20 protein-coding genes are annotated in these 19,958 nt (G+C 60.4%); 7 read left to right on the top strand and 13 right to left on the bottom strand.

Features of this window, described 5'->3' with window-relative positions; translation table 11 throughout:
* Positions 1-188: 188 nt before the first annotated feature.
* The 5 genes from chlG (at position 189) to AC0V6W_RS04875 (ending at position 4,528) form a co-directional block, all read left to right on the top strand.
* On the top strand, positions 189-1,091 hold the full coding sequence (chlG, locus tag AC0V6W_RS04895; RefSeq protein ID WP_486147722.1) for a chlorophyll synthase ChlG: 903 nt from the start codon (positions 189-191) through the stop codon (positions 1,089-1,091).
* Complete coding sequence (locus tag AC0V6W_RS04890; protein ID WP_486147720.1) at positions 1,091-2,479, top strand: BCD family MFS transporter; 1,389 nt, start codon at positions 1,091-1,093, stop codon at positions 2,477-2,479. Before chlG ends, AC0V6W_RS04890 begins: the two co-directional genes overlap by 1 nt.
* Complete coding sequence (locus AC0V6W_RS04885) at positions 2,476-3,675, top strand: geranylgeranyl diphosphate reductase (protein ID WP_486147718.1); 1,200 nt, start codon at positions 2,476-2,478, stop codon at positions 3,673-3,675. Before AC0V6W_RS04890 ends, AC0V6W_RS04885 begins: the two co-directional genes overlap by 4 nt.
* Positions 3,672-4,166 carry a TspO/MBR family protein gene (locus AC0V6W_RS04880; RefSeq protein WP_486147716.1) on the top strand — a complete coding sequence of 165 codons (495 nt, stop codon included), beginning with the start codon at positions 3,672-3,674 and terminating at the stop codon, positions 4,164-4,166. The genes AC0V6W_RS04885 and AC0V6W_RS04880 overlap by 4 nt, the downstream gene beginning before the upstream one ends.
* A 71-nt stretch (positions 4,167-4,237) precedes the next feature.
* Complete coding sequence (locus AC0V6W_RS04875) at positions 4,238-4,528, top strand: hypothetical protein (RefSeq protein ID WP_486147714.1); 291 nt, start codon at positions 4,238-4,240, stop codon at positions 4,526-4,528.
* Positions 4,529-4,831: 303 nt separating this feature from the next.
* Here the strand turns inward: AC0V6W_RS04875 and pufM are convergent, their stop codons facing one another.
* The 9 genes from pufM to AC0V6W_RS04830 form a co-directional block, all read right to left on the bottom strand.
* Complete coding sequence (gene pufM, locus AC0V6W_RS04870; protein WP_486147712.1) at positions 4,832-5,755, bottom strand: photosynthetic reaction center subunit M; 924 nt, start codon at positions 5,753-5,755, stop codon at positions 4,832-4,834.
* A 14-nt stretch (positions 5,756-5,769) separates the two neighbouring features.
* On the bottom strand, positions 5,770-6,594 hold the full coding sequence (pufL, locus tag AC0V6W_RS04865) for a photosynthetic reaction center subunit L (RefSeq protein ID WP_486147710.1): 825 nt from the start codon (positions 6,592-6,594) through the stop codon (positions 5,770-5,772).
* Between the two features lie 97 nt (positions 6,595-6,691).
* On the bottom strand, positions 6,692-6,898 hold the full coding sequence (gene pufA, locus AC0V6W_RS04860; RefSeq protein ID WP_486147708.1) for a light-harvesting antenna LH1, alpha subunit: 207 nt from the start codon (positions 6,896-6,898) through the stop codon (positions 6,692-6,694).
* Between the two features lie 85 nt (positions 6,899-6,983).
* The gene (pufB, locus tag AC0V6W_RS04855) at positions 6,984-7,136 is read right to left on the bottom strand and encodes a light-harvesting antenna LH1, beta subunit (protein WP_486147706.1); all 153 of its coding nucleotides are present in this window, start codon (positions 7,134-7,136) and stop codon (positions 6,984-6,986) included.
* Between the two features lie 180 nt (positions 7,137-7,316).
* On the bottom strand, positions 7,317-8,801 hold the full coding sequence (gene bchZ / locus AC0V6W_RS04850; RefSeq protein ID WP_486147704.1) for a chlorophyllide a reductase subunit Z: 1,485 nt from the start codon (positions 8,799-8,801) through the stop codon (positions 7,317-7,319).
* Positions 8,798-10,351 (bottom strand): chlorophyllide a reductase subunit Y, encoded by a 1,554-nt coding sequence (bchY, locus tag AC0V6W_RS04845; RefSeq protein ID WP_486147702.1) that lies wholly within the window; start codon positions 10,349-10,351, stop codon positions 8,798-8,800. The genes bchZ and bchY overlap by 4 nt, the downstream gene beginning before the upstream one ends.
* Complete coding sequence (locus AC0V6W_RS04840) at positions 10,351-11,340, bottom strand: chlorophyllide a reductase iron protein subunit X (protein ID WP_486147700.1); 990 nt, start codon at positions 11,338-11,340, stop codon at positions 10,351-10,353. The genes bchY and AC0V6W_RS04840 overlap by 1 nt, the downstream gene beginning before the upstream one ends.
* Complete coding sequence (gene bchC / locus AC0V6W_RS04835) at positions 11,337-12,272, bottom strand: chlorophyll synthesis pathway protein BchC (RefSeq protein ID WP_486147698.1); 936 nt, start codon at positions 12,270-12,272, stop codon at positions 11,337-11,339. Before bchC ends, AC0V6W_RS04840 begins: the two co-directional genes overlap by 4 nt.
* Positions 12,273-12,415: 143 nt before the next feature.
* Positions 12,416-13,540 carry a methyltransferase gene (locus AC0V6W_RS04830; RefSeq protein ID WP_486147696.1) on the bottom strand — a complete coding sequence of 375 codons (1,125 nt, stop codon included), beginning with the start codon at positions 13,538-13,540 and terminating at the stop codon, positions 12,416-12,418.
* 99 nt (positions 13,541-13,639) lie between these two features.
* Between AC0V6W_RS04830 and crtD the strand changes: the two genes are divergently transcribed.
* On the top strand, positions 13,640-15,244 hold the full coding sequence (gene crtD, locus AC0V6W_RS04825) for a 1-hydroxycarotenoid 3,4-desaturase CrtD (protein WP_486147694.1): 1,605 nt from the start codon (positions 13,640-13,642) through the stop codon (positions 15,242-15,244).
* Between the two features lie 119 nt (positions 15,245-15,363).
* A complete protein-coding gene (locus tag AC0V6W_RS04820) occupies positions 15,364-16,083 on the top strand; it encodes a hydroxyneurosporene dehydrogenase (protein WP_486147692.1) in 720 nt (239 codons plus the stop codon).
* A 5-nt stretch (positions 16,084-16,088) separates the two neighbouring features.
* Here AC0V6W_RS04820 and AC0V6W_RS04815 read toward each other — a convergent pair whose 3' ends face one another.
* Genes AC0V6W_RS04815 through AC0V6W_RS04800 form a run of 4 tightly spaced genes read right to left on the bottom strand, consistent with a single transcriptional unit; the run spans position 16,089 to position 19,925 of the window.
* A complete protein-coding gene (locus tag AC0V6W_RS04815; RefSeq protein WP_486147690.1) occupies positions 16,089-16,250 on the bottom strand; it encodes a hypothetical protein in 162 nt (53 codons plus the stop codon).
* Positions 16,247-17,152, bottom strand: coding sequence for an alpha/beta fold hydrolase BchO (bchO, locus tag AC0V6W_RS04810; RefSeq protein ID WP_486147688.1), 906 nt, complete (start codon positions 17,150-17,152; stop codon positions 16,247-16,249). The genes AC0V6W_RS04815 and bchO overlap by 4 nt, the downstream gene beginning before the upstream one ends.
* The gene (locus AC0V6W_RS04805; RefSeq protein WP_486147686.1) at positions 17,149-18,927 is read right to left on the bottom strand and encodes a magnesium chelatase subunit D; all 1,779 of its coding nucleotides are present in this window, start codon (positions 18,925-18,927) and stop codon (positions 17,149-17,151) included. The genes bchO and AC0V6W_RS04805 overlap by 4 nt, the downstream gene beginning before the upstream one ends.
* The gene (locus AC0V6W_RS04800; protein ID WP_486147684.1) at positions 18,924-19,925 is read right to left on the bottom strand and encodes a magnesium chelatase ATPase subunit I; all 1,002 of its coding nucleotides are present in this window, start codon (positions 19,923-19,925) and stop codon (positions 18,924-18,926) included. Before AC0V6W_RS04800 ends, AC0V6W_RS04805 begins: the two co-directional genes overlap by 4 nt.
* Positions 19,926-19,958: the final 33 nt, after the last annotated feature.

The following is a 19,958-nucleotide window of genomic DNA, read 5'->3' as shown; positions in this document are numbered from 1 at the left end:
CAGGGTGTAATTGGCGGCAAGGCCGGCCCCAATCTGCCCCTTCATTCCGAAAAATTGGACACATTCATGTCACCACAAGGGGTGTAATTTGCCTCCTGATGGGACATTTCGGCGCAAAAGCGGCCTATGTCGGGATAAGAGTGTCAAAATAATTTGACGCTTTGTATTGTCACCCGTAACTTGCCTGCATGGAAAAACAGGCCGTTTCGACTCGCGCCGCGCCGCTTCCGGCGCTTCGCGATGTTGTGCAGCTTTTGCGGCCAATCACCTGGTTTCCGCCCATGTGGGCATTCATGTGCGGGGCTATTTCATCAGGGGCGGGGCTGGATGGCCGCTTGTGGTTTGTCGCAGGCGGCATTTTGCTGGCCGGGCCGCTGGTGTGCGGGACAAGCCAGGCGGTCAATGATTGGTTCGACCGCGAAGTGGACGCGATCAACGAACCCGATCGCCCGATCCCCTCTGGCCGCATAGCGGGCCGCTGGGGCCTGTATATCGCGCTGATCGGCACGGGCATTTCTGCAATTGTGGCTTGGCTGCTGGGGCCGTGGGTGTTTGTCGCCGGGCTGGTCGGGCTTGCGCTTGCATGGGCGTATTCCGCGCCGCCATTTCGTTTCAAGACAAGCGGGTGGACAGGGCCTGCCGTGGTCGGCTTCACGTATGAAGGGTTGAGCTGGTTCACAGGCGCGGCTGTGCTGCTGGGCGCGTTGCCATCTGCGTATGTGCTGATCGTGCTGACGCTGTACAGCATCGGGGCGCACGGCATCATGACGCTCAATGATTTTAAAGCGGTCGAAGGGGACCGTGCAACCGGGCTCAAATCGCTTCCCGTTACGATGGGTGTGGGCGGTGCGGCGCGGCTTGCCTGCGTAACTATGGCGCTGACGCAGCTTGCCGTGATCGCGCTGTTGGCCTTGTGGGGATACTCGCTCTCGGCGCTGATTGTTGCCGGTGTGCTCGCTGCGCAGATCGCAGCCATGCCGCGCCTGCTCAGCGATCCGGCCAAATACGCGCCGTGGTATAACGGGGTCGGTGTGACCTTGTATGTGCTGGGCATGCTGGCGGCGGCGTTTGGGCTGGGGGGCTATATCTGATGGCTTCGCTCGCACGCACTGGTGGATCTGCCAGCGCATCTATTGGCGCATCTAAGGACTCATCTGCGGCAGGCTTTGGCTGGTTTGCCATTGCGCGCATTGGCCTGGTGCAGGCATCGCTTGGCGCGCTGGTCATGTTGTCGACCACCGTTTTGAACCGCTTGATGGTGGTGGAATACGGGCTGATTGCGGCCATTCCGGCGGGATTGGTCGGTTGGCATTACGGGGTGCAGCTGTCCCGCCCGCTATGGGGGCACGGCTCTGACCAGGGGCGCAAGCGCACGCCGTGGATTATGGGCGGCATGATGGTTCTGGCCGCGGGCGCGCTGCTCGCCTCTTATGCGACCCCCATGATGAAGGCCGACTTTGCCACCAGCATAGCTCTGGCCATTGCTGCCTACACCGCAATCGGCATTGGCGTTGGCATGGCGGGTACATCGGCGCTGGCGCTGCTTGCCTCCGGCGTTGCCCCGCAAAGACGCGCAGCCGCAGCGGCGACGACATGGATCATGATGGTTGCAGGGATCGTCATTTCCGCCATCACTGTGGGCCAATTGCTCGATCCCTATTCGCCTGCCCGGCTGATGTCAGTGGCAAGCGGGCTGGCTGTGGTCGTATTGTGCATCACGGCTTTGGCCACATTCCGGCTGGATACGGGGCACATCGTTTTTGCAGAAACCAAAAAGAGCGAGCCCGCGCCCGATTTTCGCAGGGCTTTGTCCGAGATATGGAATGAAACAGCCGCGCGCCGCTTCACAGTCTTCATCTTCGTATCGATGATCGCATTCAGCATGCAGGATCTGATCCTTGAACCGTTTGCCGGGCTGGTGTTTGCGATGACACCGGGCGAATCCACTCAGCTGGGCGGCCAGCATCAAGGCGGCATTTTGCTAGGCATGATTGTCGCAGGGATTGGCGGCAGCGCGTTCAAAGGCAAGCTGACATCCAATTTGCGGCTTTGGATCATTGGCGGATGCCTTATGTCCGCTGCGGCCTTGTGCGGATTGGCGCTGGCGTCTGCTGTAGGGCCGGGCTGGCCGCTTGCGATCAATGTGTTTGCGCTGGGTCTGGGCAATGGCATTTTCGCGGTTGCTGCCATCGGTTCCATGATGGGTCTGGCAGGCGCGGGCAAGACAACGCGCGAAGGGGTGCGCATGGGCGTATGGGGCGCCAGCCAGGCGATTGCCTTTGGCCTTGGCGGATTGCTGGGGGCAGGGGGGCGCGACATCGCGCTGGCTATCACCGGCAACAATTCAGCTGCGTTCCAGATCATCTTTTCCATTGAGGCGGCGCTGTTCGTGCTTGCCGCGGTGCTTGCGCTGGGGGTTGCCGCTGGGCGGCGGACCACGCGCGATGGGGTCAATCAAGAAGCGGAGGCTTTCGCATGAGCGAGACAATTTACGACGCAGTCATCATTGGCGGCGGGCCAGCAGGGGCCACGGCCGCAAACGATTTGGCGCAGGCCGGCCACTCGGTATGCCTCCTTGAACGCGGCGGCCGGATCAAGCCGTGCGGCGGCGCCGTGCCTCCCCGGATGATGGAAGATTTCGACATCCCGCAAAGCCTGCTGGTCGCACGCGCGCGCTCTGCCCGGATGATCGCGCCATCGGGCCGGGCGGTCGACATGCCCGTGGGCGAGATCGGCTATGTCGGCATGGTTGACCGCGATGAATTTGACGAATGGCTGCGCGAACGCGCGCGCCGCTCGGGTGTGGATCGGCTGCCGGGCACTTTCGAAAAAGTCGAGCGCGATGACGCAGAGCATCCCATTGTTACTTACCGCACGCAGCGCGGCGGCCCGATTGAACGCATTCGCGCGCGCTGCATCATTGGCGCAGATGGCGCACGATCCTCTGTCGCGAAACAATGCCTTGACGGGGCTGAGCGCATGAAATGCGTGTTCGCGTATCACGAGATCATCAAATCCCCTGACAATGACACCGAAGCGTTCGATGCAGCGCGCTGCGATGTGTTCTATCAGGGACGCCTTTCGCCCGATTTTTATGCCTGGGTCTTTCCGCATGGCGACACGGCCAGCATTGGCGTTGGCAGCGCGAACAAGGGCTTTTCCCTGCGCGGCGCGGTATCGACCATGCGCGATGATCTGGGCCTTGCCCGGTGCGAAACCGTTCGCCGCGAAGGCGCACCGATACCGCTCAAACCCTTGAAGCGCTGGGATAATGGCCGCGATGTGATCGTGGCGGGCGATGCAGCAGGGATCGTCGCTCCGGCATCGGGCGAGGGTATTTATTACGCCATGACCGGCGGGCGCTATGTTGCCGAAGCTGCCAGCCAGTTCCTTGCCACAGGCGAAGCCAAAGCGCTGCGCAGTGCGCGCAAACGATTCATGAAAGACCATGGCCGCGTTTTCTGGATTTTGGGCATGATGCAATATTTCTGGTATTCCAGCGACAAGCGCCGCGAGAGGTTTGTCAGCATGTGCGATGACAAAGATGTCCAGCACCTCACCTGGCAGGCCTATATGAACAAGAAGCTCGTGCGATCCAAACCCATGGCGCATGTGAAGATATTCCTGAAGGATACCGCCCATCTGCTGGGCTTAAGAGAGGCGACAAGATCATGAATATGGCTGTTCGCGCAACGCGTGTTATCCCGATTGTTCTGGCCACTATCGCGGCTCTTGCGGTGGCGGCCATGGGCGCATTTATGACCGATACTGGCCCCTGGTATCAGAGCCTTGCAAAGCCATCCTGGACGCCGGCTGATCCGATATTCGGCATGGTGTGGACGGCGGTGTTTGCGCTGATCACTGTGTCCGCCATAACCGCCTGGCGCGCTGCGCCAACGGCGCGCGTGGCGCAGCGCATTGTGGTGCTGTTTGCGATGAATGGCTGTCTCAACATCATCTGGAGCCTGCTGTTTTTCCGGATGCAGCGCCCGGATTGGGCCATGGCCGAAGTGAGCGTCTTGTGGCTCTCGATCATCGGATTGATCGTTTATTGCGGCCGCTATTCGCGCATTTCCAGCCTGGCTTTGGTGCCGTATCTGGCATGGGTCAGCGTGGCTGCGGCGCTCAATTGGGCGGTGGTCGATCTCAACGCGCCATTTGGCTGAAACCCGTCTTAATCCGGCGCCGGGCGTGCGAGCTTTCGGGCGGGGAGCGTCTTTGAAAACAAAGCCCATCCATGACTGACAGCGCCATCCACTGGTTGTTCAGCGCCGGACACAGCGCGGACATTGTGCTGGGCGTGCTGGCGGCCGAGGCTTTATGGCTGCGCACACGCTGCTGGGATTGGGGCCCGATTTTGGGGCTGCTTGGACCGGCGGCGTTGATCGTGCTTGGTCTGCGCGCCGCGATGGTCGGGGCAGAATGGTACTGGACCGCGCTGCCGCTGGCGCTGTCTTTTCCGGTGCACATCATGGATATCAAGCTGCGCGAACGTGCGGCTGCGCAGGCGGAAGCCGCAGAGGACTGAACGGGTTCAGTAGGTCAGGCCTGTTTGGAGCTGGGTTGGGGCCAGGCTGAGTAAGGGCGCACCGGGCTTTTCTGATGGCGAATGCCAAGGCCCCAGAACATTTCCCGCTCCCGTTTAAGGCCCAGCCGGTCGCCGCTCCCGCTGTGATCCCGCACACACCAAACCTTCACCATCCTCAATTCCGCCCACGAAAAAGCCCGGCATCTCAATCAAGAGAGGCCGGGCTTCGGGGAAGGCCTTTTGCGGTTCAGGGGAAGATCCGCATCACCCCCTTGGCCGCATCAGGCCATCAGGTAAGCTGCATTATTTGGGCGCGTAATAATGCTCTTGCGCCCAGACATACCAGTTATCGACCACTGTGCCGGTCAGCAGAATGCCAATGCCGCCTGTCAGCGTCGTCAGCACTGCAAACCACCAGGCCCAGCGGTGGATCGATTCCATCGTGGCGTTAAAGCCCATGGTCCAGCGCCAGAACAGGCCGGCGCGTTCAGACGCTGTGCCGCGATCGGTGATCTGCTCGATCTCACGTTCGCCGCCATACCGGCCCACAGCAAGGATCGTTGCCCCGTGCATCGCGAACAGGATCGCCGATCCATACAGGAAGACAATCGAGAGCGCGTGGAAAGGATTGTAGAACAGATTGCCGTAAATCAGCGAGAAATTGTTCGTCCAATCCAGATGCGGGAAAATGCCATAAGGCACCGCTTCGGCCCAGCTGCCCATCAGAAGCGGGCGGATAAAGCCCAGCACTGCAAACAGCCATACAGCCGACGAAAACGCCCAGAAGATATGCAGCCCCATGCCCAAAGCTTTCGCCCGGTAATACGTCCGCGCCAGCCAGCACAGAACCGAGATCGACAGGAACGCGCCGGTCATGATGAACCAGCCGCCCTCATTCAGGGGCACAAACGGGCTAAAGCCATATTCAGGGCCAGGAGGATCAAGCGAGAGCCAGAAAAACTCGCGCATGAAACCTTGCGGGCTCCAATTGACGTCCGCTGCCATATTCAGGCCGATGATCATGATCGCTGCGCCGCCAAAGGCGAAGGACATTAGGCCAAGCCAACCCAGATAGATCGGACCAAGCTGCGCTTGTCCAAATTTGCCCATCCAATAGCTGTATCCCGTGATCGGAATACGCGGCTCGCTGCCGTCAATATGCGGCACGCCCGCTTCGGGTGCGGCCTTGACCTGAATCTGGGTGAAGATGTTTTGATATGTAGCCATTGCTTATTTACTCCTCACGACCAGACCGGAATTTCTTTCCACCAGTCCCACCAATCGACCCAGCTTCCTGTGACCAGCGTGCCTGAAATCACGATGCAGACCGCGCTCCAGAACCCGGCGCTCAAAGCGAGGAACAGGCCAACGCGGTGAATCCCCAATGTGCCGACCGAATAGCCGATGAAATCGCGGAAATAGGTGTCTTCATATTCCGGTGTTTTGACATCTGTGCCTTCTGACGGGTTCACTGCCGACAGCACCAGACCGCCATGCAATGCCAGCGCGAGGCAGTTCGTAAAGAAGAACGTGATCGCCAGCATATGAACCGGATTATAGTGGAAATTCACAAACATATATCCGGTGTTCGAAACCCAATCGAGGTGGCTCCAAATGCCGTAGGGAAACCCGTGTCCCCATGCGCCCATCCAGAACGGCCGGATCACATTGAGTGTCACATAGGCAAACACGGCCACCGAAAAGGCGATCGGGATATGATAGCCCATGCCCAGCTTGCGGCTGATTTCGGCCTGACGGCCAACCCACGAACCAAACGCGACAACCGCGCAGATCGTGATGATTTGCCAGTATCCGCCTTCAGCCATCGGAGCGATGGCCAGACCTGCGTCAATCGGGGGCGGCTGAATATCAATCAGCCAGGGGTTTAAAGTGGGGCCTTCGGCAGCGGCTGCAAAAATCAGCATCGTGCCAAGAAGAGCGCTGATGGCCGCCGTCACTCCAAAGAAGCCGACATAAAACGGGCCAACCCAGAAATCAAAAAGGTCGCCGCCGATCAATGTGCCACCGCGCACGCGGTATTTCCGCTCAAAACTAAGGAGCGCCATAGGTCCATCCTTCCCGCCCGAAAGGCGGGTTCTAGAAATTTGTAGCCAATGTTAGGAGGCAGGCAGGCGAACCTGCCCCCTCACATTATGGTCTGCTTTAGCTGTTCGTCGGAAGTTCCGACGGAGCTGCGGCTGCTGCTGTTGTCACAGCAGGACCAGCGCCCTTGATTTGGGAATCATCGAGCCAGTTGTACTTGTCCGTGCTGAGCAGGATGAAGTGGATGGTGAATGCCAACACTGCGAGTGCGACATGCAGGCCAACCAGTGCCCGGCGGATATCGAAATAGAGCCAAATTCTCCACATGAGAAAATTCCTTAAAAGTTGTCAGTTGCAAGTGAGCCGGCAGACACGGGCAAAGCCCAGCGCATCCGGCGCAACAAAGCGCTGATTAAAGTGGGAACCAGGGCTTATCGAAATACACGAGAGCGTGTGCGACAAGCGCGATGGCCACGTAGAGGCCAAAAGTGCCCATGAAACCCTTGTGGATTTCCTGCGCTTCTTCCGACGTCAGGTGAACCCCGACGCGATCCGGATCATTCATTGATAATCTCCGTTCTTTGCTGTTGGAGTGAAGGCAAAGCCTCCGGTCGACATCCCCGCGTGATCCCCCACGTGGATTGGATGTGCCCGATCCCCAGGCAAATTCGGTTATTCAAATGGTTGGCGTGAGCGCGCGCGCAAAGCTGCGGCTGCGATAGAGTCGGCGCGTGAAGGGCAGCGATCATGCGCTTTCTCCTTCCAATTGCGGCGCTTTTGCAAAAGCAGCCAGGCAGTCCAGTGTCACTTCGGTTTTGCCGCGCCCTCGGGCTAGGGTTTCAGCAGCATCGCGCATGCGTTTGGCCGCAGAAATCCGCACCAGAACGGGCTGGGCTTCGACCAATGCGTCAAGCTGTGCTTTCGCGTCTCTAGTCCAAGATACTTCTTGTTCGATGCGCGCTGGCGTGGCCTTTGCGCGGTCCATTTCGGTGCCCAGCGGCAGGATATGGAACAAGGCATCGAACAGCGCATTGCACACTTCCTGCACCAGATAGGTTGCGCCAGCATATCCCATAAACGGTGTGCCAGTGTGGCGGCGGATCGCAGCGCCGGGGAAGCTTGCAGGGATAAATTGGCCTTGAGGTCCAAACCCTTGCCCGCCTGATGCACTGGCAGCCTCGGCCATATACATGCGTTCGTTATAGCTGCCAAAGACCACCAGTGGCGGGTTTGCATGGATTGCGGCGCGCACGTCGTCATTGGCGGTTTTAACCCCCGCGACCCTTGCAAAATCGAAACTGCAGGGCAGGCCCATATCGCCTTCGAGAAAATTGCGAATGCCGCGCGCATAGGTTTCATTTGCGACAATGCCAAAGCTGGCCGTGCCAAAGAAATCCTGCGTCACAGAACGCCACAAATCCCACAAAGGTTTGATCGTGGTGTGCTTTTCACGCTCGATAAACGGTTCTGGATCAAGGCCCAGCTCTTCGCCCAAAGCGCGCAGGAATTTGGTGGTGGACGTGAGGCCGATAGGGGCCTGGAAATAGGGCCGCTCCAACGTCTCGCACAGATTGCGGCCAAATTCGCGGTACATGCAGACATTGGCATCCGCTGTGCCAAGCTGGCGGATGTCGGCAAGATGGCTTCCAAGCGGGAAGACCATGCCAATTTCAGCGCCAATCCCCTCGACCAGACGGCGGATTTCCGCAAGGTCTGAGGGCATGTTGAACATGCCATAAGACGGGCCGATGATGTTGACGCGCGGCTTTTCACCGTCTTTGCGAGGCTTGGGCTTAACCGCTTTTTTGGGGCCAAACTCGGTCCACAGCCATGTCAGTGCACGGTCGGCGCTTTCCCACTGATCTTCATCAATGGTGCGCGGCAGGAAGCGCTTGATATTCGTGCCTTCGGGCGTCACGCCGCCGCCAATCATTTCGGCAATGGAGCCGGTGACCACTACGGCAGGCAATTCTGTATCGAGCGCTTTCCAAGCGCGTTTCATTGCGCCTTCGGTGCCGGTTTTGCCCAGCTCCTCTTCGCCGAGGCCTGTTACCACAATCGGCAATTCGTGCGGGGGAAGGGCGTCTGTGTAATGCAGCACGGATGTGACTGGCAGGTTTTCGCAGCCGACGGGGCCGTCGATGATGACCTGCAAGCCTTTGACGGCGGTAAAGACGTAAGTTGCGCCCCAGTATCCGCCAGCGCGATCATGATCGAGGACAAGGGTCATGTGCCCACCGCCTCTGACGCTTTGCGCGCCGCTTCGTTTAAGGCTGCGTATTTCTTGCGGAATTTGGGCCGGTCCACCGGCACATCTTCCCAAACGCCGGCGGCGTGATCGGTGCCGACGCCTTTGAAAAACTCGCGCATTTTATCAAAGCGGTCTTTGTTGCCAATCGCGCCGTTGATAACCTGCGCGAGGCTCCCGGCGCCTGCCGGACCCATAAGGGGGCGCGCCGAGATCAAATTGGTGAAGTAAAGCGAAGGAATGGCTTTCGCCTTCGCATGCTGCACCACGGGGGTGGTGCCGACCGCCAGATCGGGTTTGAATTCATCAACCGCGGCAATATCGTCTTCGAGGCTGGCGCGGAAATTGACATGGGTGCCGCGCGCTTCAAGCCATTCGCGGTCAGCGGCAGACCACTTCGTTTGCGGGCACGCGCTGCCGACATAGGGCACATCTGCGCCGCTTTCGATGAGCAGCCGCGCGACCAGCAATTCAGAGCCTTCATAGCCCGAAACGGTGATCCGGCCTTTGATCGGCATCTGCGCCAATGCGCCTTTGCATGCGCCGATCATCGCGTTTTTGACGCTGTCGACTTTGTCTTGGGCAAGGCCCAGCGTCTCGCCAACCGATTGCAGCCACGCCGCTGTGCCATCCGCGCCAACGGGCGCAGAGCCGATGACCGGGCGGCCAGCGGTTTCAAATTCGCGAATGCTGGCGGTGTAGAACGGGTGGATCGCAGCCACCGCTGCGCAATCGAGCGCGGAATACAATTCGCGCCATTCGCGCGTCGGCACGACCGGACCAGCCGACAGGCCAAGTGGTTCGAGCATTTGCCCGATCACCACCGGATCGGCCGGGAACATTTCGCCAAGCAGCGTGATCGATGGCTTGTCCGAGCGTTCGCTAGGAGCAGCGACGGGACCAGCGGCCACCTCCTCGCGCGCATATTTCAGCATCGCGCCAGCCAGCACGTCTTTCGCCTCTGCATGGGTTGGGATGCCAAAGCCAGGCACATCAATGCCGATAATGCGCACCCCGTCGATCTGGTCTGGCAGCAAGCGCAAAGGCACACCGCTGGCCGTGGGAACGCACAGATTTGTCACCACGATGGTATCGTAAAGCTCAGGATCGGCGAGATCTTCGACCGCTTCCTTGATGTCCTCAAACAGTTTTCCTGTGACCAGCGTCTCAGATGAAAACGGCACATAGCCTACCGTGCGGCGCGCACCGTAAAAGTGCGAGGTGAAAGTGAGGCCGTAAACACAGCACGCGCTGCCCGAGAGCACGGTCGCGGTGCGCTTCATCCGCAGGCCCACACGAAGCGAGCCAAAGGCGGGGCACATGCTCTGCGGTTGATCGTGCGGCCCGCGTTCCGGATCGACCGGATAATCAGCCGCATATTGATCGAGGATATCGCTTTTGCCAGCCTTGCGCGCCGCGTCCTTCATGGTCGCTTTGCTTGAGCAGCCGCCTTCGGCCGAACCGCTTTGGGCCGAACCAAGGTCCAGCGTGTCAGGGGCGCGTTTCGCGTTCGAGGCGGGACCGTCAGCCATCAAACCTCGTCGTAGATCACTTCGAGTGATGGCTTTTCTTCAAAGATACCGCCGCGCATATCGGCCTGGGTGGCCGGGATCAGCTCAACATTTCCGCCCGTTTCTTCCGGGCTGAACAGGTCGAGCAGGCCATCCTGGTCCAAGGGAGAGGGCTGGCGCGGCGGAGCCGATGCGACGTTTTCGGCTAAAGTCTCAAACAGACTCGCCCATTCGCCGCCTGGCTTTCCGATAATCTGGTAATTGGCTGATTTGCGGCGAATATCTTCATCCGCAGGAATTGCTGTCAGCACGGGAATATCGACCGCTTCGGCAAAGGCCTGCGCTTCGCCTGTGCCGTCATCCTTGTTCACGATCATGCCGGCAACGCCGACATTGCCGCCCATTTTGCGGAAATATTCAACCGCGTGGCACACATTGTTGGCGACATAGAGCGATTGCAGATCGTTCGAGCCGACCACGATCACTTTCTGGCACATGTCGCGCGCAATCGGCAGGCCGAACCCGCCGCACACCACATCGCCGAGGAAATCGAGCAGGACATAGTCAAAGCCCCATTCGTGAAAGCCCAATTTCTCAAGCAATTCAAAGCCGTGAATAATCCCGCGTCCGCCGCAGCCCCGGCCAACTTCTGGCCCGCCAAGCTCCATCGCGAACACGCCGTCACGCTGGAAGCACACATCCTCGATGGTAACCTCTTCGCCTGCGAGCTTTTTCTTGGACGATGTCTCGATAATGGTGGGGCAGGATTTGCCGCCAAACAAAAGCGAGGTCGTGTCCGATTTGGGGTCGCAACCGATCAGCAGAACGCGCTTGCCCTGCTGCGCCATCATATAGCTGAGATTGGACAGCGCAAAACTTTTGCCCGAACCGCCTTTGCCATAGATCGCAATGACTTGCGTTTCGCTCGTCGCTTCGCCCGTGTGGACTGGATCGGGCTCTTGAGCGGCTTCTTCTCGCAGTGCTTCTGCTTGGGATTCCAGCATGGTCATGCGTTATCGCTCCAATCGAGTATCATTTTAAGGCAATCGGGATCGGTAAAGGCCTGCGGGTAAGCTTCATCCGCTTGGCTCGCCGGACGGCGCGTGGTGATGAGACCGCCCAGATTGAGCGAGCCCGCCTCGATCAGATCGCGCGTGGCGGCGAGATCAGCGGGCTGCCATTCCGCAGAAATGCGCAGGCGCGCTTCTTTCATAAAGGCTGCGGCAAAGCCGAAATCCACACGGCCTGCGTAAAAGCCTGCCAGTGTCACTTCGCCGCCTTTATCAAGTCTGCCGATCAAAGTGTCCAAGATAGCCGCATCGCCGCTTGCGTCGTAAATCGCGCGGTAATCGCGGTGCGCGTCATCTTCGGGCGCGATCACGTGATAACCTTCTGCGCCAGAGCGCCGGTGTTCCTGCGTTTCCCATACGATGGGGGCAGGCGCGCCCATTGCGATGGTCAGCCGGGCGAGCAAACGGCCCAGAACGCCGTGCCCGATAATCAGATCAGGCGCATTGCCGCCAGCAATCGCGTGCAGCGCGGTGGCGGATAAAGCGCACAAGACGCCCGCTTCGCCAATGTCTTCAGGGATGGGAAATGCCTTGGCAGAGGGGATCACGACCTTGCTGGCTGTGCCGCCGAACAATCCGCGCGCGCCCTGATAGCAATTGGCGCCGGGCACAAACACCCAATCACCAATCCGGCCGCGCACATCCACGCCTGCATCAACCACGCGGCCAATGCTCTCATATCCGGGGACAAGCGGGTAACCCATGCCGGGAAATTGCGGCATCTTGCCAGTCCAAAGCAGCCGTTCCGTGCCCGAGCTTACACCGCTCCACTGGATGTCGACCACCACATCACCAGAGCCAACCGGCGCAAGCTCGAGCGTCCGCAGCGCCAAGCGCTTTGGTTCCTCAAGTATGACGGCCAGTGTGTCCATGCTGGGCATTCGCTCCTGTTTATGGCGCATTCTGCATCGGGTGGGCCGCATTTGTTGCGACTCATGCAAGCTGAATGGCACCTTTCAATGTGTTAAGTACGCCCCACAATCTAAAGTGTCAAACCAAACGGACACATTTACCGTCAGGCTACGGCGACAATGATGCTGGCGATGACCGGTTGCGCGGTTGCGACGGTCTGAATGCGCGCAAATCCGGCGGTTTTGAGCATCCGCGTAATCTCGTCAGCGCTGCGAGGGCGGCCGGAGCCCATGGCCCACAGATAAAAGCCGAAAAATGCCTCTCCCATAGCCTCTGCCCCGGGCACCTGTGCCATCGGCTCTGCGATCATCAGGCGCGCGCCGGGGGCCAGGCTTTTGTGGATTGCGTTGAGGATGGATTGCGCCGGGCCATCATCGTGATCGTGCAGAATTCGCACCAAAGAGACGAGGTCATATCCGGTGGGAATGGGGTCGCTGAAGAAATTGCCGGGATGCGCAGTGATCCTTTCTCCGCCAAGCACGGCGCCTGCTTCGCGCGCGCCGTTTTCCACAACTTGCGGCAAATCAAACAGGCCAAATTGCAGATCGGGATACACCGCGCCGACGCGGGTGATGAACGCGCCGTGCCCGCCGCCAACGTCCAGATGCTTGCCCGTGCGCGGAAAGGAAAACGAGGCGAGCACCTGATCCGCCACGAATTTCTGCGATGATGCCATCAGCTGCGAATATTCATGCGTGTCTTCCCCGCGCTCTGCCGATCCGCGCAGGGCGCCTGCGTAAGACCAGAACTGCGACAATTGCGTGGGCTCCGCGCGATCGGCGCGCAGCATGGCAAGCGGATCTGCGCCGTCAGCGTAAAGCAGCCGGTGATGGCGCACCATTGCCTGCGTCCCAGGATCGGCATCCAGCACCGCGCCCTGTTCGCCCAGCATCCATTGATCGGGCAGCACTTCCTGCGACAGCATCAAGGACCGGGCCGCCCGCAGCAAAGTGAGCGCTGCCTCTTCGCTCAGGTCAATGCGCTGCGCCACTGTCTTTGCATCCAGCGGGCCACCGCGCAGCACGTCAAGCAGACCGGCATCCACCACGGCGCGCAGCACCTGATAATAGGAAAAGCCCACCACCACATCGAACATCGCGCCGGCGCGCGCTCTTGCAATGCGGCTTACCCCCGGAATGCGCGCGGCCCAATATTGAAAGCGCGGATGGGCAAACAGCCGATTGCGCCGGGCCACCATGCGGACCTTAAACGGGCGGGGAGACGTCATGCTGAGCCGAAATTACACATAATATGTCCAAATGATTGGACAGTTGTGATAGTAAGGTCAATAAGATTGTCGCCGCACGCGGCACTGTGGAGAGATTCGGTGAGCGAGAAAGTCGCAATTATCGGAGCAGGGATTGGCGGGCTTTCCAGCGCCGCATTGCTTGCCTCGCGCGGCTTTGATGTGACGGTTTTCGAAAAAGAAACATGGGTCGGCGGTAAAGCCCGCGAGGTTGATGTCGCAGGCGCAAAAGTTGCTGGCGGCCCTACCGTTTTCACCATGCGCGATGTGTTTGACGGCATCTTTCGCGAATGCGGGGCGCGGCTGTCCGATCATCTCGACGTGCGTCAGGCCGAAGTGATTGCGCGCCATGCCTGGGCCCATGAGGGAAGCGGGGGACCAAAAGACCGGCTCGATCTGTTTGCTGACCCCATCCGCTCAGAAGAGGCCATTGGCGATTTCGCAGGCGCAAAAGCAGCCGCAGGCTATCGCAATTTTCGCCACGAAGCGCGGCGCATTTTCGATGTGCTGGATGAGCCATTCCTGCGCGGCAAAGCGGCCAGCACCCCGTTCCCTATGATGTGGCGGATCGGGCTGTGGCGGCTTGATGCGATGATGGCGATGCGCCCGTTTGATAATTACTGGAAAGCTTTGGGCCAGCATTTTGCCGATCCGCGCTTGCAACAATTGTTTGGCCGTTATGCGACCTATTGCGGATCATCGCCTTACCGCTCGCCTGCCACATTGATGCTGATCGCGCATACAGAAGCGCGCGGGGTCTGGGTGATTGATGGCGGCATTCACGCTTTGGCCGGGGCGCTGCGCACTCTGGCTGAGGGCAAAGGCGCGACAATCAAAACCGGGCAAGCCGTCACGCATATCCTCAGCAAAGGAGGCTCTGCGTGCGGGGTGGAGCTTGCCAATGGCGAACAGATCGCCGCCGATATGGTTATCGCCAACGCCGATCCATCCGCGCTTGGCACGGGCCGATTTGGCAAAGCGGCCGCAAAGGCTGTCCCCGCTCTGCCGCCCAAGAAACGCTCTTTGTCCGCGCTGGTGTGGTACGGATACGGCAAGACATCGGGCTTTCCGCTTCAGCATCACAACGTCTTTTTCTCACCCGATTACGCCCGCGAATTTCGCGAGATTGCGAGCGGGCAAACCCCCAGCGAGCCCACCGCATATCTGTGCGCGATGGATCGCAGCGCCGCGCATGGCGAAGGGCGGCCCGCCGGATCGCGCAAAGCGGGCGAGGATGGGGCGGAACGCTTTCAGATCATCGTCAACGCACCCGCCAATGGCGACAGCCACGAATACACCCAACAGGAGAGAGACCTATGCACAAAAGCCATGAGGAACACGCTCCAACGATGCGGCCTGACACTCGAGGATCAAGCGGAATATTCGCTGGCGACACCGCAGGACTGGGAGAGCCTGTTCCCAGCCACGGGCGGAGCGCTTTACGGCAGAGCGTCGCACGGCTGGGCCGCTTCTTTCCAACGCCAGGGCCCGCGCACGCGGATGAAACGGCTTTACTGCGCAGGCGGAGCGACGCATCCATCCGCCGGCGTCCCGATGGCCGCCTTATCCGGCATTCTGGCAGCGAACACCATTCAACAGGACCGCGCTTCGACAAAGCAATTCCGCCCGGCGGCTACACATGGTGGTATGTCGATGCCATCAGTGATGACGGGCAATACGGGCTGACGATTATCGGCTTTCTGGGCAGCGTTTTTTCGCCCTATTACAAGAAATCGGGACGGGGCGATCCGCTCAATCATGCATGCCTGAATGTCGCGCTGTATGGCCCGAACCAGCGCTGGGTTATGACCGAGCGGCCCTCTGCCAGCGTTACGCGCGATGCGTCCAATTTGCAGATCGGGCCAAGCGCGATGCGCTGGGATGGCAACGAATTGGTGATCGACATTGAAGAGCGCGACAAGCGGCTGTTCATCCCCGGCGGGCGGCGCGTGTGCGGGCGCGTGCGAGTGATCCCCGAAGCGCTCAATCCCACATCCTTCACGCTCGATGCTGCCAAACACCATGTCTGGCATTGCATGGCTCCGCGCGCGCGGATCGAAGTGGAGATGAAACAGCCCGGTTTTTCGTGGAGCGGCAAAGGATATTTCGACCACAATCGCGGGGCAGAACCGCTGGAGGATGGCTTTCGCATCTGGCATTGGTCGCGCGCGCATATGAAACGCGGCGCGGTTGTCTGCTATGAAGGTGAGCGCACCGATGGATCGCTGTTTGCCAGCGCCATGCGCTTTAACGCCGAAGGTGTGCCAAGCGAGGTGGAATTGCCGCCGATTGCGCCGCTTTCGAAAAGCAAGTGGCGCATTGATCGGCGCACTCGCTCAGAGATTGGCGTCGCGCAGGTGCGCCGGACTTGGGAAGACACGCCTTTCTATGCCCGGTCAGAACTGGCATCAAAGCTCTACGGCGAAGAGGTCGTTGCGGTTCAGGAAAGCCTGGATATGCGCCGGTTCAGCAATCCGGTTGTGCAGGCCATGCTGCCTTACCGGATGCCGCGATCGCGCAAATAGGCTGATTATTCAGGCGCGCTCTCGTCTTCGCGCGCCTTTGCTTCCTCTTCTTCAAGCCGCCGCGCGCGGGTCGCTTTCAATTCGCGGTCGGTTTTCCAATATTGCCATGCGGCAAACCCAATCGCAAAGCCGTAGAACAGCACAATTTCGATCCAACCGAAATTCATGGCACTGTTTGACGCTGCGATTGCCGCAGCGGCTCCAAGACCGGCTCAATCAGGCTCATCACCTGCTCAGGCGCTTCCTCGTGTGCAAGGTGGCCGAGACCTTCGATCACATGCAAGGCGGAATGCGGCAGATATTCATTCGCCTCGCGCGCCCAATCGAGCGGGATGGCTTTGTCCTTGTCCGAATGGATCAGCGTTACGCGGTTGGCGATATCCGCCATTCGGGTGCGCAAAGTGGGCAGATCCCAATTTGCCATCATGGCAAGCGCGCCTTTGGTGTGGCGCGGATTGCGCAGCAATTCGGCGTAGCATTTCAGCCCGGCCTCATCGATGGCAGAGCCGGTTGCGCGGGCAAGGAACCGGTCCGCTTCGCCCGGCAAGGATGCAGCGCCCGAAAATATGCGCGGCACCAGCGGGTTGACGAACAATAGCTTGGCCAGTGCGGGAAAAACTTGCGCGGCGGGGCCGGGAAAGGGGCGCAGGGCTGAATTAAGTCCGATCACCGGGCCAGTGTATCCGTGATCGAGCGCCAATTGCAGCGCCAACGCCGCGCCCGCCGAATGCCCGATAATCGCGGCGGGTTTGACCTCCAGCGTTTCCAAAAGATCAGCAATCGCGCTTGCCATGCGGGGCAATGACATGTCGTGCGGGCCGTGGCCCGATGTAAAGCCATGGCGAGGCAGGTCGGGCGCGGTGACGCGCGAATTTTCAGCCAGCATTGGCATAATTCCGCGCCAGGAATGCACCGATGCGCCGGTCCCATGCAGCAATAATATGGGCGGATGCGCGGGATCGCCCATGCTTTGCACATGCCAGCGCGCGGCGCTTGCATCGATAAAAGCGCTTGTCTCGCGGTGCGGCCAGATCAGCCCTTCACGGCTCCAGGATAAAGCGCGGCTCATACCCGTTCTCGTGCCGAGGTTGACGCATCAATCGCAGCATGCAGCGCTTTTGCATCGGCGCGGGGCAAAGCGAGGAACCGGGCCTGCATCGCTTCTGCCAGGGCTGGCCCTTCGCGTCCCGGCCTTGGCGCGATATCAACAACCAGCGCGTCTATTCCGGCGCGCGCAATCGCTTTGGCAGCTGCCTCGGCATCTTCGCCCGCCTGTTTGCGCCCCGGCGTGCCATCAGCAGCGATATTGGCGCGGCCATCGGTGAGCACGATCAGGCTGGCCGTGCGTCCGCGCGCGATCACCGCCTCGGCTGCTTCGCGCGCGGCGTTTAGTCCCATGGCAAGCGGCGTTCCGCCGCCGCCGGGCAATTCGGCCAAAGCGCGCCGGGCGCGAGTGAGCGAGCGGGTGGGGGGCAGCAGCAAATCCGCGCTTTCCCCGCGAAAAGCGACCAGCGCGACCTCTGACCGGGTGACGTAAGCTTGGCCAAGCATCAGCTCAACTGCGCCTTTCGCCTCAGCCAGCCGGGCGGCGGCGGCAGAGCCAGAGGCATCGACGGCAAAGATGGTGACGCGCGCGGATTTCTCTTCAAAGCGGCGAATGCGCAAGTCATCCTTGCGCACCTGAATGGCGGAAGCGCTCGCTTTGACTTCGCCTCTGTCCCCGCGATCTCCTTCGCGCCTGCGCGCCTCCTGCCACGGGACCGCCGCGCGAAGCGTGTCGATCAGAGCAAGCCGCGCACCGCCGCGCGGCATCCCCGGACGCGCGCCCAATGGCTTTCCGCGCAGGCCCGATTTCTTCTTTTGCCCCGACCCGCTGCCGCCCAAACGGCGCGGCGCATTGCCTTTGGCCAATTGCGCCAGCAAATCAGCCGGGATCGCGGCAAGCGCGGCCTCGATCAGCATATCATCGGGCGGTGTGTCCGAATGGGCCGGATCAGCGTTGCTTTCTTCCCGGTCGCCCGGTTCAGGGGGAGGGGGAGGTTCGGGTGATTGCTCTGGCGGGGGCGTGTCTGCTTGCGGAATTTGCGTCGCTCGCGGGGCCAGCACCAGGCGGACGGCTGCGGCAAGGTCTGCTTCCCCTGCTTTTGTGCGCCCGGCCAAGGCTGCATGCGCGCGCGCTGCATGCCCTGCGAAAATCAGCGGACGGATGCCTGCCACACCCAAAGCAGCAGCGGTGGCGGCCAGCGCTTGCAAATCATCCTGCGCGAGCGCGGACACCGCAGAAAGAGTGGTTTTCGGAGGCGAGGGCAGGGCAATCCCTTCCCGGCTTCGCGAGGCGGACAGATCGCAGTGAAACGCCAGCCTTTGGCTCAAACAATCGGGCGGGGCATCCTCGTCATCCACGCTGTCATCGAGCGCGATCAACGCGGCTGTTCCTGCATCCAGTGCCTGCGCCAGCCGGCCTGCCAGCGCGCTTTCGCAGCGTTCGGCCATGGGCAGCACCAGCGCGGTGCCTGCCGCATGAGCTTCTTCGAGCAATCCGGTTTGCTGCACCGGCTTTCCCGCAGCAAGGCTGGCGGCGATATCCACGCCGCCCATTAGGCGTGCATCATCAATATGAGCGGGCAAGCGGCGGCGCGGCACCGTGTCACCCAGCGCGCTGAGCAATGCATCGCGCGCGGGGCCAGCACCGCGCAGAACCATACCGCCAAGCAGGTGGGGGCTGCTGATAAACAGCCGAGCTGCCAATCGCGCATCGCGCGCCGCGTCCCCCAAGGGCGCATCGAGGGCCGCGTCCGTCAAAGGCGCATCAAGCTCAAGGTTCGATGCGCCCCGCTGTGTCATCCGAACAGTTCATCAAGCGCGCGAGTGATGCGCACCGTTGACCCCGTCTCATCCAGAACATCGCGGCGCAAACGGTGGCGCAGGGCCAGCGGCGCAATCGCTATAAGATGCTCGCGCCGCACCGATTTCGCATTCGAAAGCGCAGCAAAAGCGCGCGCTGCCCGCATCAAGGTAAGCTCTCCGCGCAGGCCATCTGCGCCCACGGCCAGACACAATTCTGCACAATCGCGCAAAATGTCCTCACCCGGTTCAAGTTTGGCAAGTTTGGTTTTGCCGCGCGCGATCTGCTTGAGGATTTTTGTATCTTCACCGGCCCATTCGTCTGCAAAGCCTGCCGGATCGCTTTCATTGCGGGCCACGCGTTTCATAATCGCGATGCGCGTTTCAATCTCGGGCGGGGTACGCACATCAACCGACAATCCGAACCGGTCAAGCAATTGCGGGCGCAATTCGCCTTCTTCAGGATTGCCGCTGCCGATCAACACGAATTTGGCCGGGTGCCGCACCGAAAGCCCTTCGCGCTCCACCACATTTTCGCCCGATGCCGCCACATCCAGCAGCAAATCGACCAAGTGATCTTCGAGCAGGTTAATCTCATCAATGTATAAAAACCCGCGATGCGCCTTGGCGAGAAGGCCCGGCTCAAAACCTTTTTCGCCTGATCGCAGCGCGCGTTCCAGATCAAGCGAGCCGATCACCCTATCCTCGGTCGCGCCCAGTGGCATGTCGATGAAAGGGACCGCACGTTTGCGCAAAGGACCAGTGCCGCACACATCGGGATAGAGCGCCTGATCGTCCGCCGAGCAGCCATAAACGCAATCCTTGATCGCGGTGATTGGCGGCAGCAATGCAGCAAGCGCCCGCGCAGCGGTGGATTTGCCCGTGCCGCGATCGCCAAACACCATGACCCCGCCAATGCCCGGATCGACCGCAGCGATTAGCAAAGCCTGCTTCATCTCGTCCTGACCGACGATGGCTGAAAAAGGGAAACGCGCCATAAGTTCAGCCTTTTGGACGAGCCACGCGCATTG

Source organism: Erythrobacter sp. JB1-7 (assembly GCF_057365015.1).
Note: the sequence above shows the minus strand (reverse complement) of the source record. Positions and strands in the feature narration are given on the sequence as shown.

What these genes read in the sequence shown, in the direction of transcription:
- AC0V6W_RS04830 (WP_486147696.1), bottom strand. Translation starts at nt 13,540, where the DNA reads ATGACGTCTCCCCGCCCGTTTAAGGTCCGCATGGTGGCCCGGCGCAAT.
- AC0V6W_RS04840 (WP_486147700.1), bottom strand. Translation starts at nt 11,340, where the DNA reads ATGACCATGCTGGAATCCCAAGCAGAAGCACTGCGAGAAGAAGCCGCT.
- bchZ (WP_486147704.1), bottom strand. Translation starts at nt 8,801, where the DNA reads ATGACCCTTGTCCTCGATCATGATCGCGCTGGCGGATACTGGGGCGCA.
- chlG (WP_486147722.1), top strand. Translation starts at nt 189, where the DNA reads ATGGAAAAACAGGCCGTTTCGACTCGCGCCGCGCCGCTTCCGGCGCTT.
- AC0V6W_RS04805 (WP_486147686.1), bottom strand. Translation starts at nt 18,927, where the DNA reads ATGACACAGCGGGGCGCATCGAACCTTGAGCTTGATGCGCCTTTGACG.
- AC0V6W_RS04890 (WP_486147720.1), top strand. Translation starts at nt 1,091, where the DNA reads ATGGCTTCGCTCGCACGCACTGGTGGATCTGCCAGCGCATCTATTGGC.
- bchO (WP_486147688.1), bottom strand. Translation starts at nt 17,152, where the DNA reads ATGAGCCGCGCTTTATCCTGGAGCCGTGAAGGGCTGATCTGGCCGCAC.
- pufB (WP_486147706.1), bottom strand. Translation starts at nt 7,136, where the DNA reads ATGAATGATCCGGATCGCGTCGGGGTTCACCTGACGTCGGAAGAAGCG.
- pufL (WP_486147710.1), bottom strand. Translation starts at nt 6,594, where the DNA reads ATGGCGCTCCTTAGTTTTGAGCGGAAATACCGCGTGCGCGGTGGCACA.
- AC0V6W_RS04815 (WP_486147690.1), bottom strand. Translation starts at nt 16,250, where the DNA reads ATGAATTTCGGTTGGATCGAAATTGTGCTGTTCTACGGCTTTGCGATT.
- pufA (WP_486147708.1), bottom strand. Translation starts at nt 6,898, where the DNA reads ATGTGGAGAATTTGGCTCTATTTCGATATCCGCCGGGCACTGGTTGGC.
- AC0V6W_RS04800 (WP_486147684.1), bottom strand. Translation starts at nt 19,925, where the DNA reads ATGGCGCGTTTCCCTTTTTCAGCCATCGTCGGTCAGGACGAGATGAAG.
- AC0V6W_RS04885 (WP_486147718.1), top strand. Translation starts at nt 2,476, where the DNA reads ATGAGCGAGACAATTTACGACGCAGTCATCATTGGCGGCGGGCCAGCA.
- bchY (WP_486147702.1), bottom strand. Translation starts at nt 10,351, where the DNA reads ATGGCTGACGGTCCCGCCTCGAACGCGAAACGCGCCCCTGACACGCTG.
- bchC (WP_486147698.1), bottom strand. Translation starts at nt 12,272, where the DNA reads ATGGACACACTGGCCGTCATACTTGAGGAACCAAAGCGCTTGGCGCTG.
- AC0V6W_RS04875 (WP_486147714.1), top strand. Translation starts at nt 4,238, where the DNA reads ATGACTGACAGCGCCATCCACTGGTTGTTCAGCGCCGGACACAGCGCG.
- AC0V6W_RS04880 (WP_486147716.1), top strand. Translation starts at nt 3,672, where the DNA reads ATGAATATGGCTGTTCGCGCAACGCGTGTTATCCCGATTGTTCTGGCC.
- AC0V6W_RS04820 (WP_486147692.1), top strand. Translation starts at nt 15,364, where the DNA reads ATGACCGAGCGGCCCTCTGCCAGCGTTACGCGCGATGCGTCCAATTTG.
- pufM (WP_486147712.1), bottom strand. Translation starts at nt 5,755, where the DNA reads ATGGCTACATATCAAAACATCTTCACCCAGATTCAGGTCAAGGCCGCA.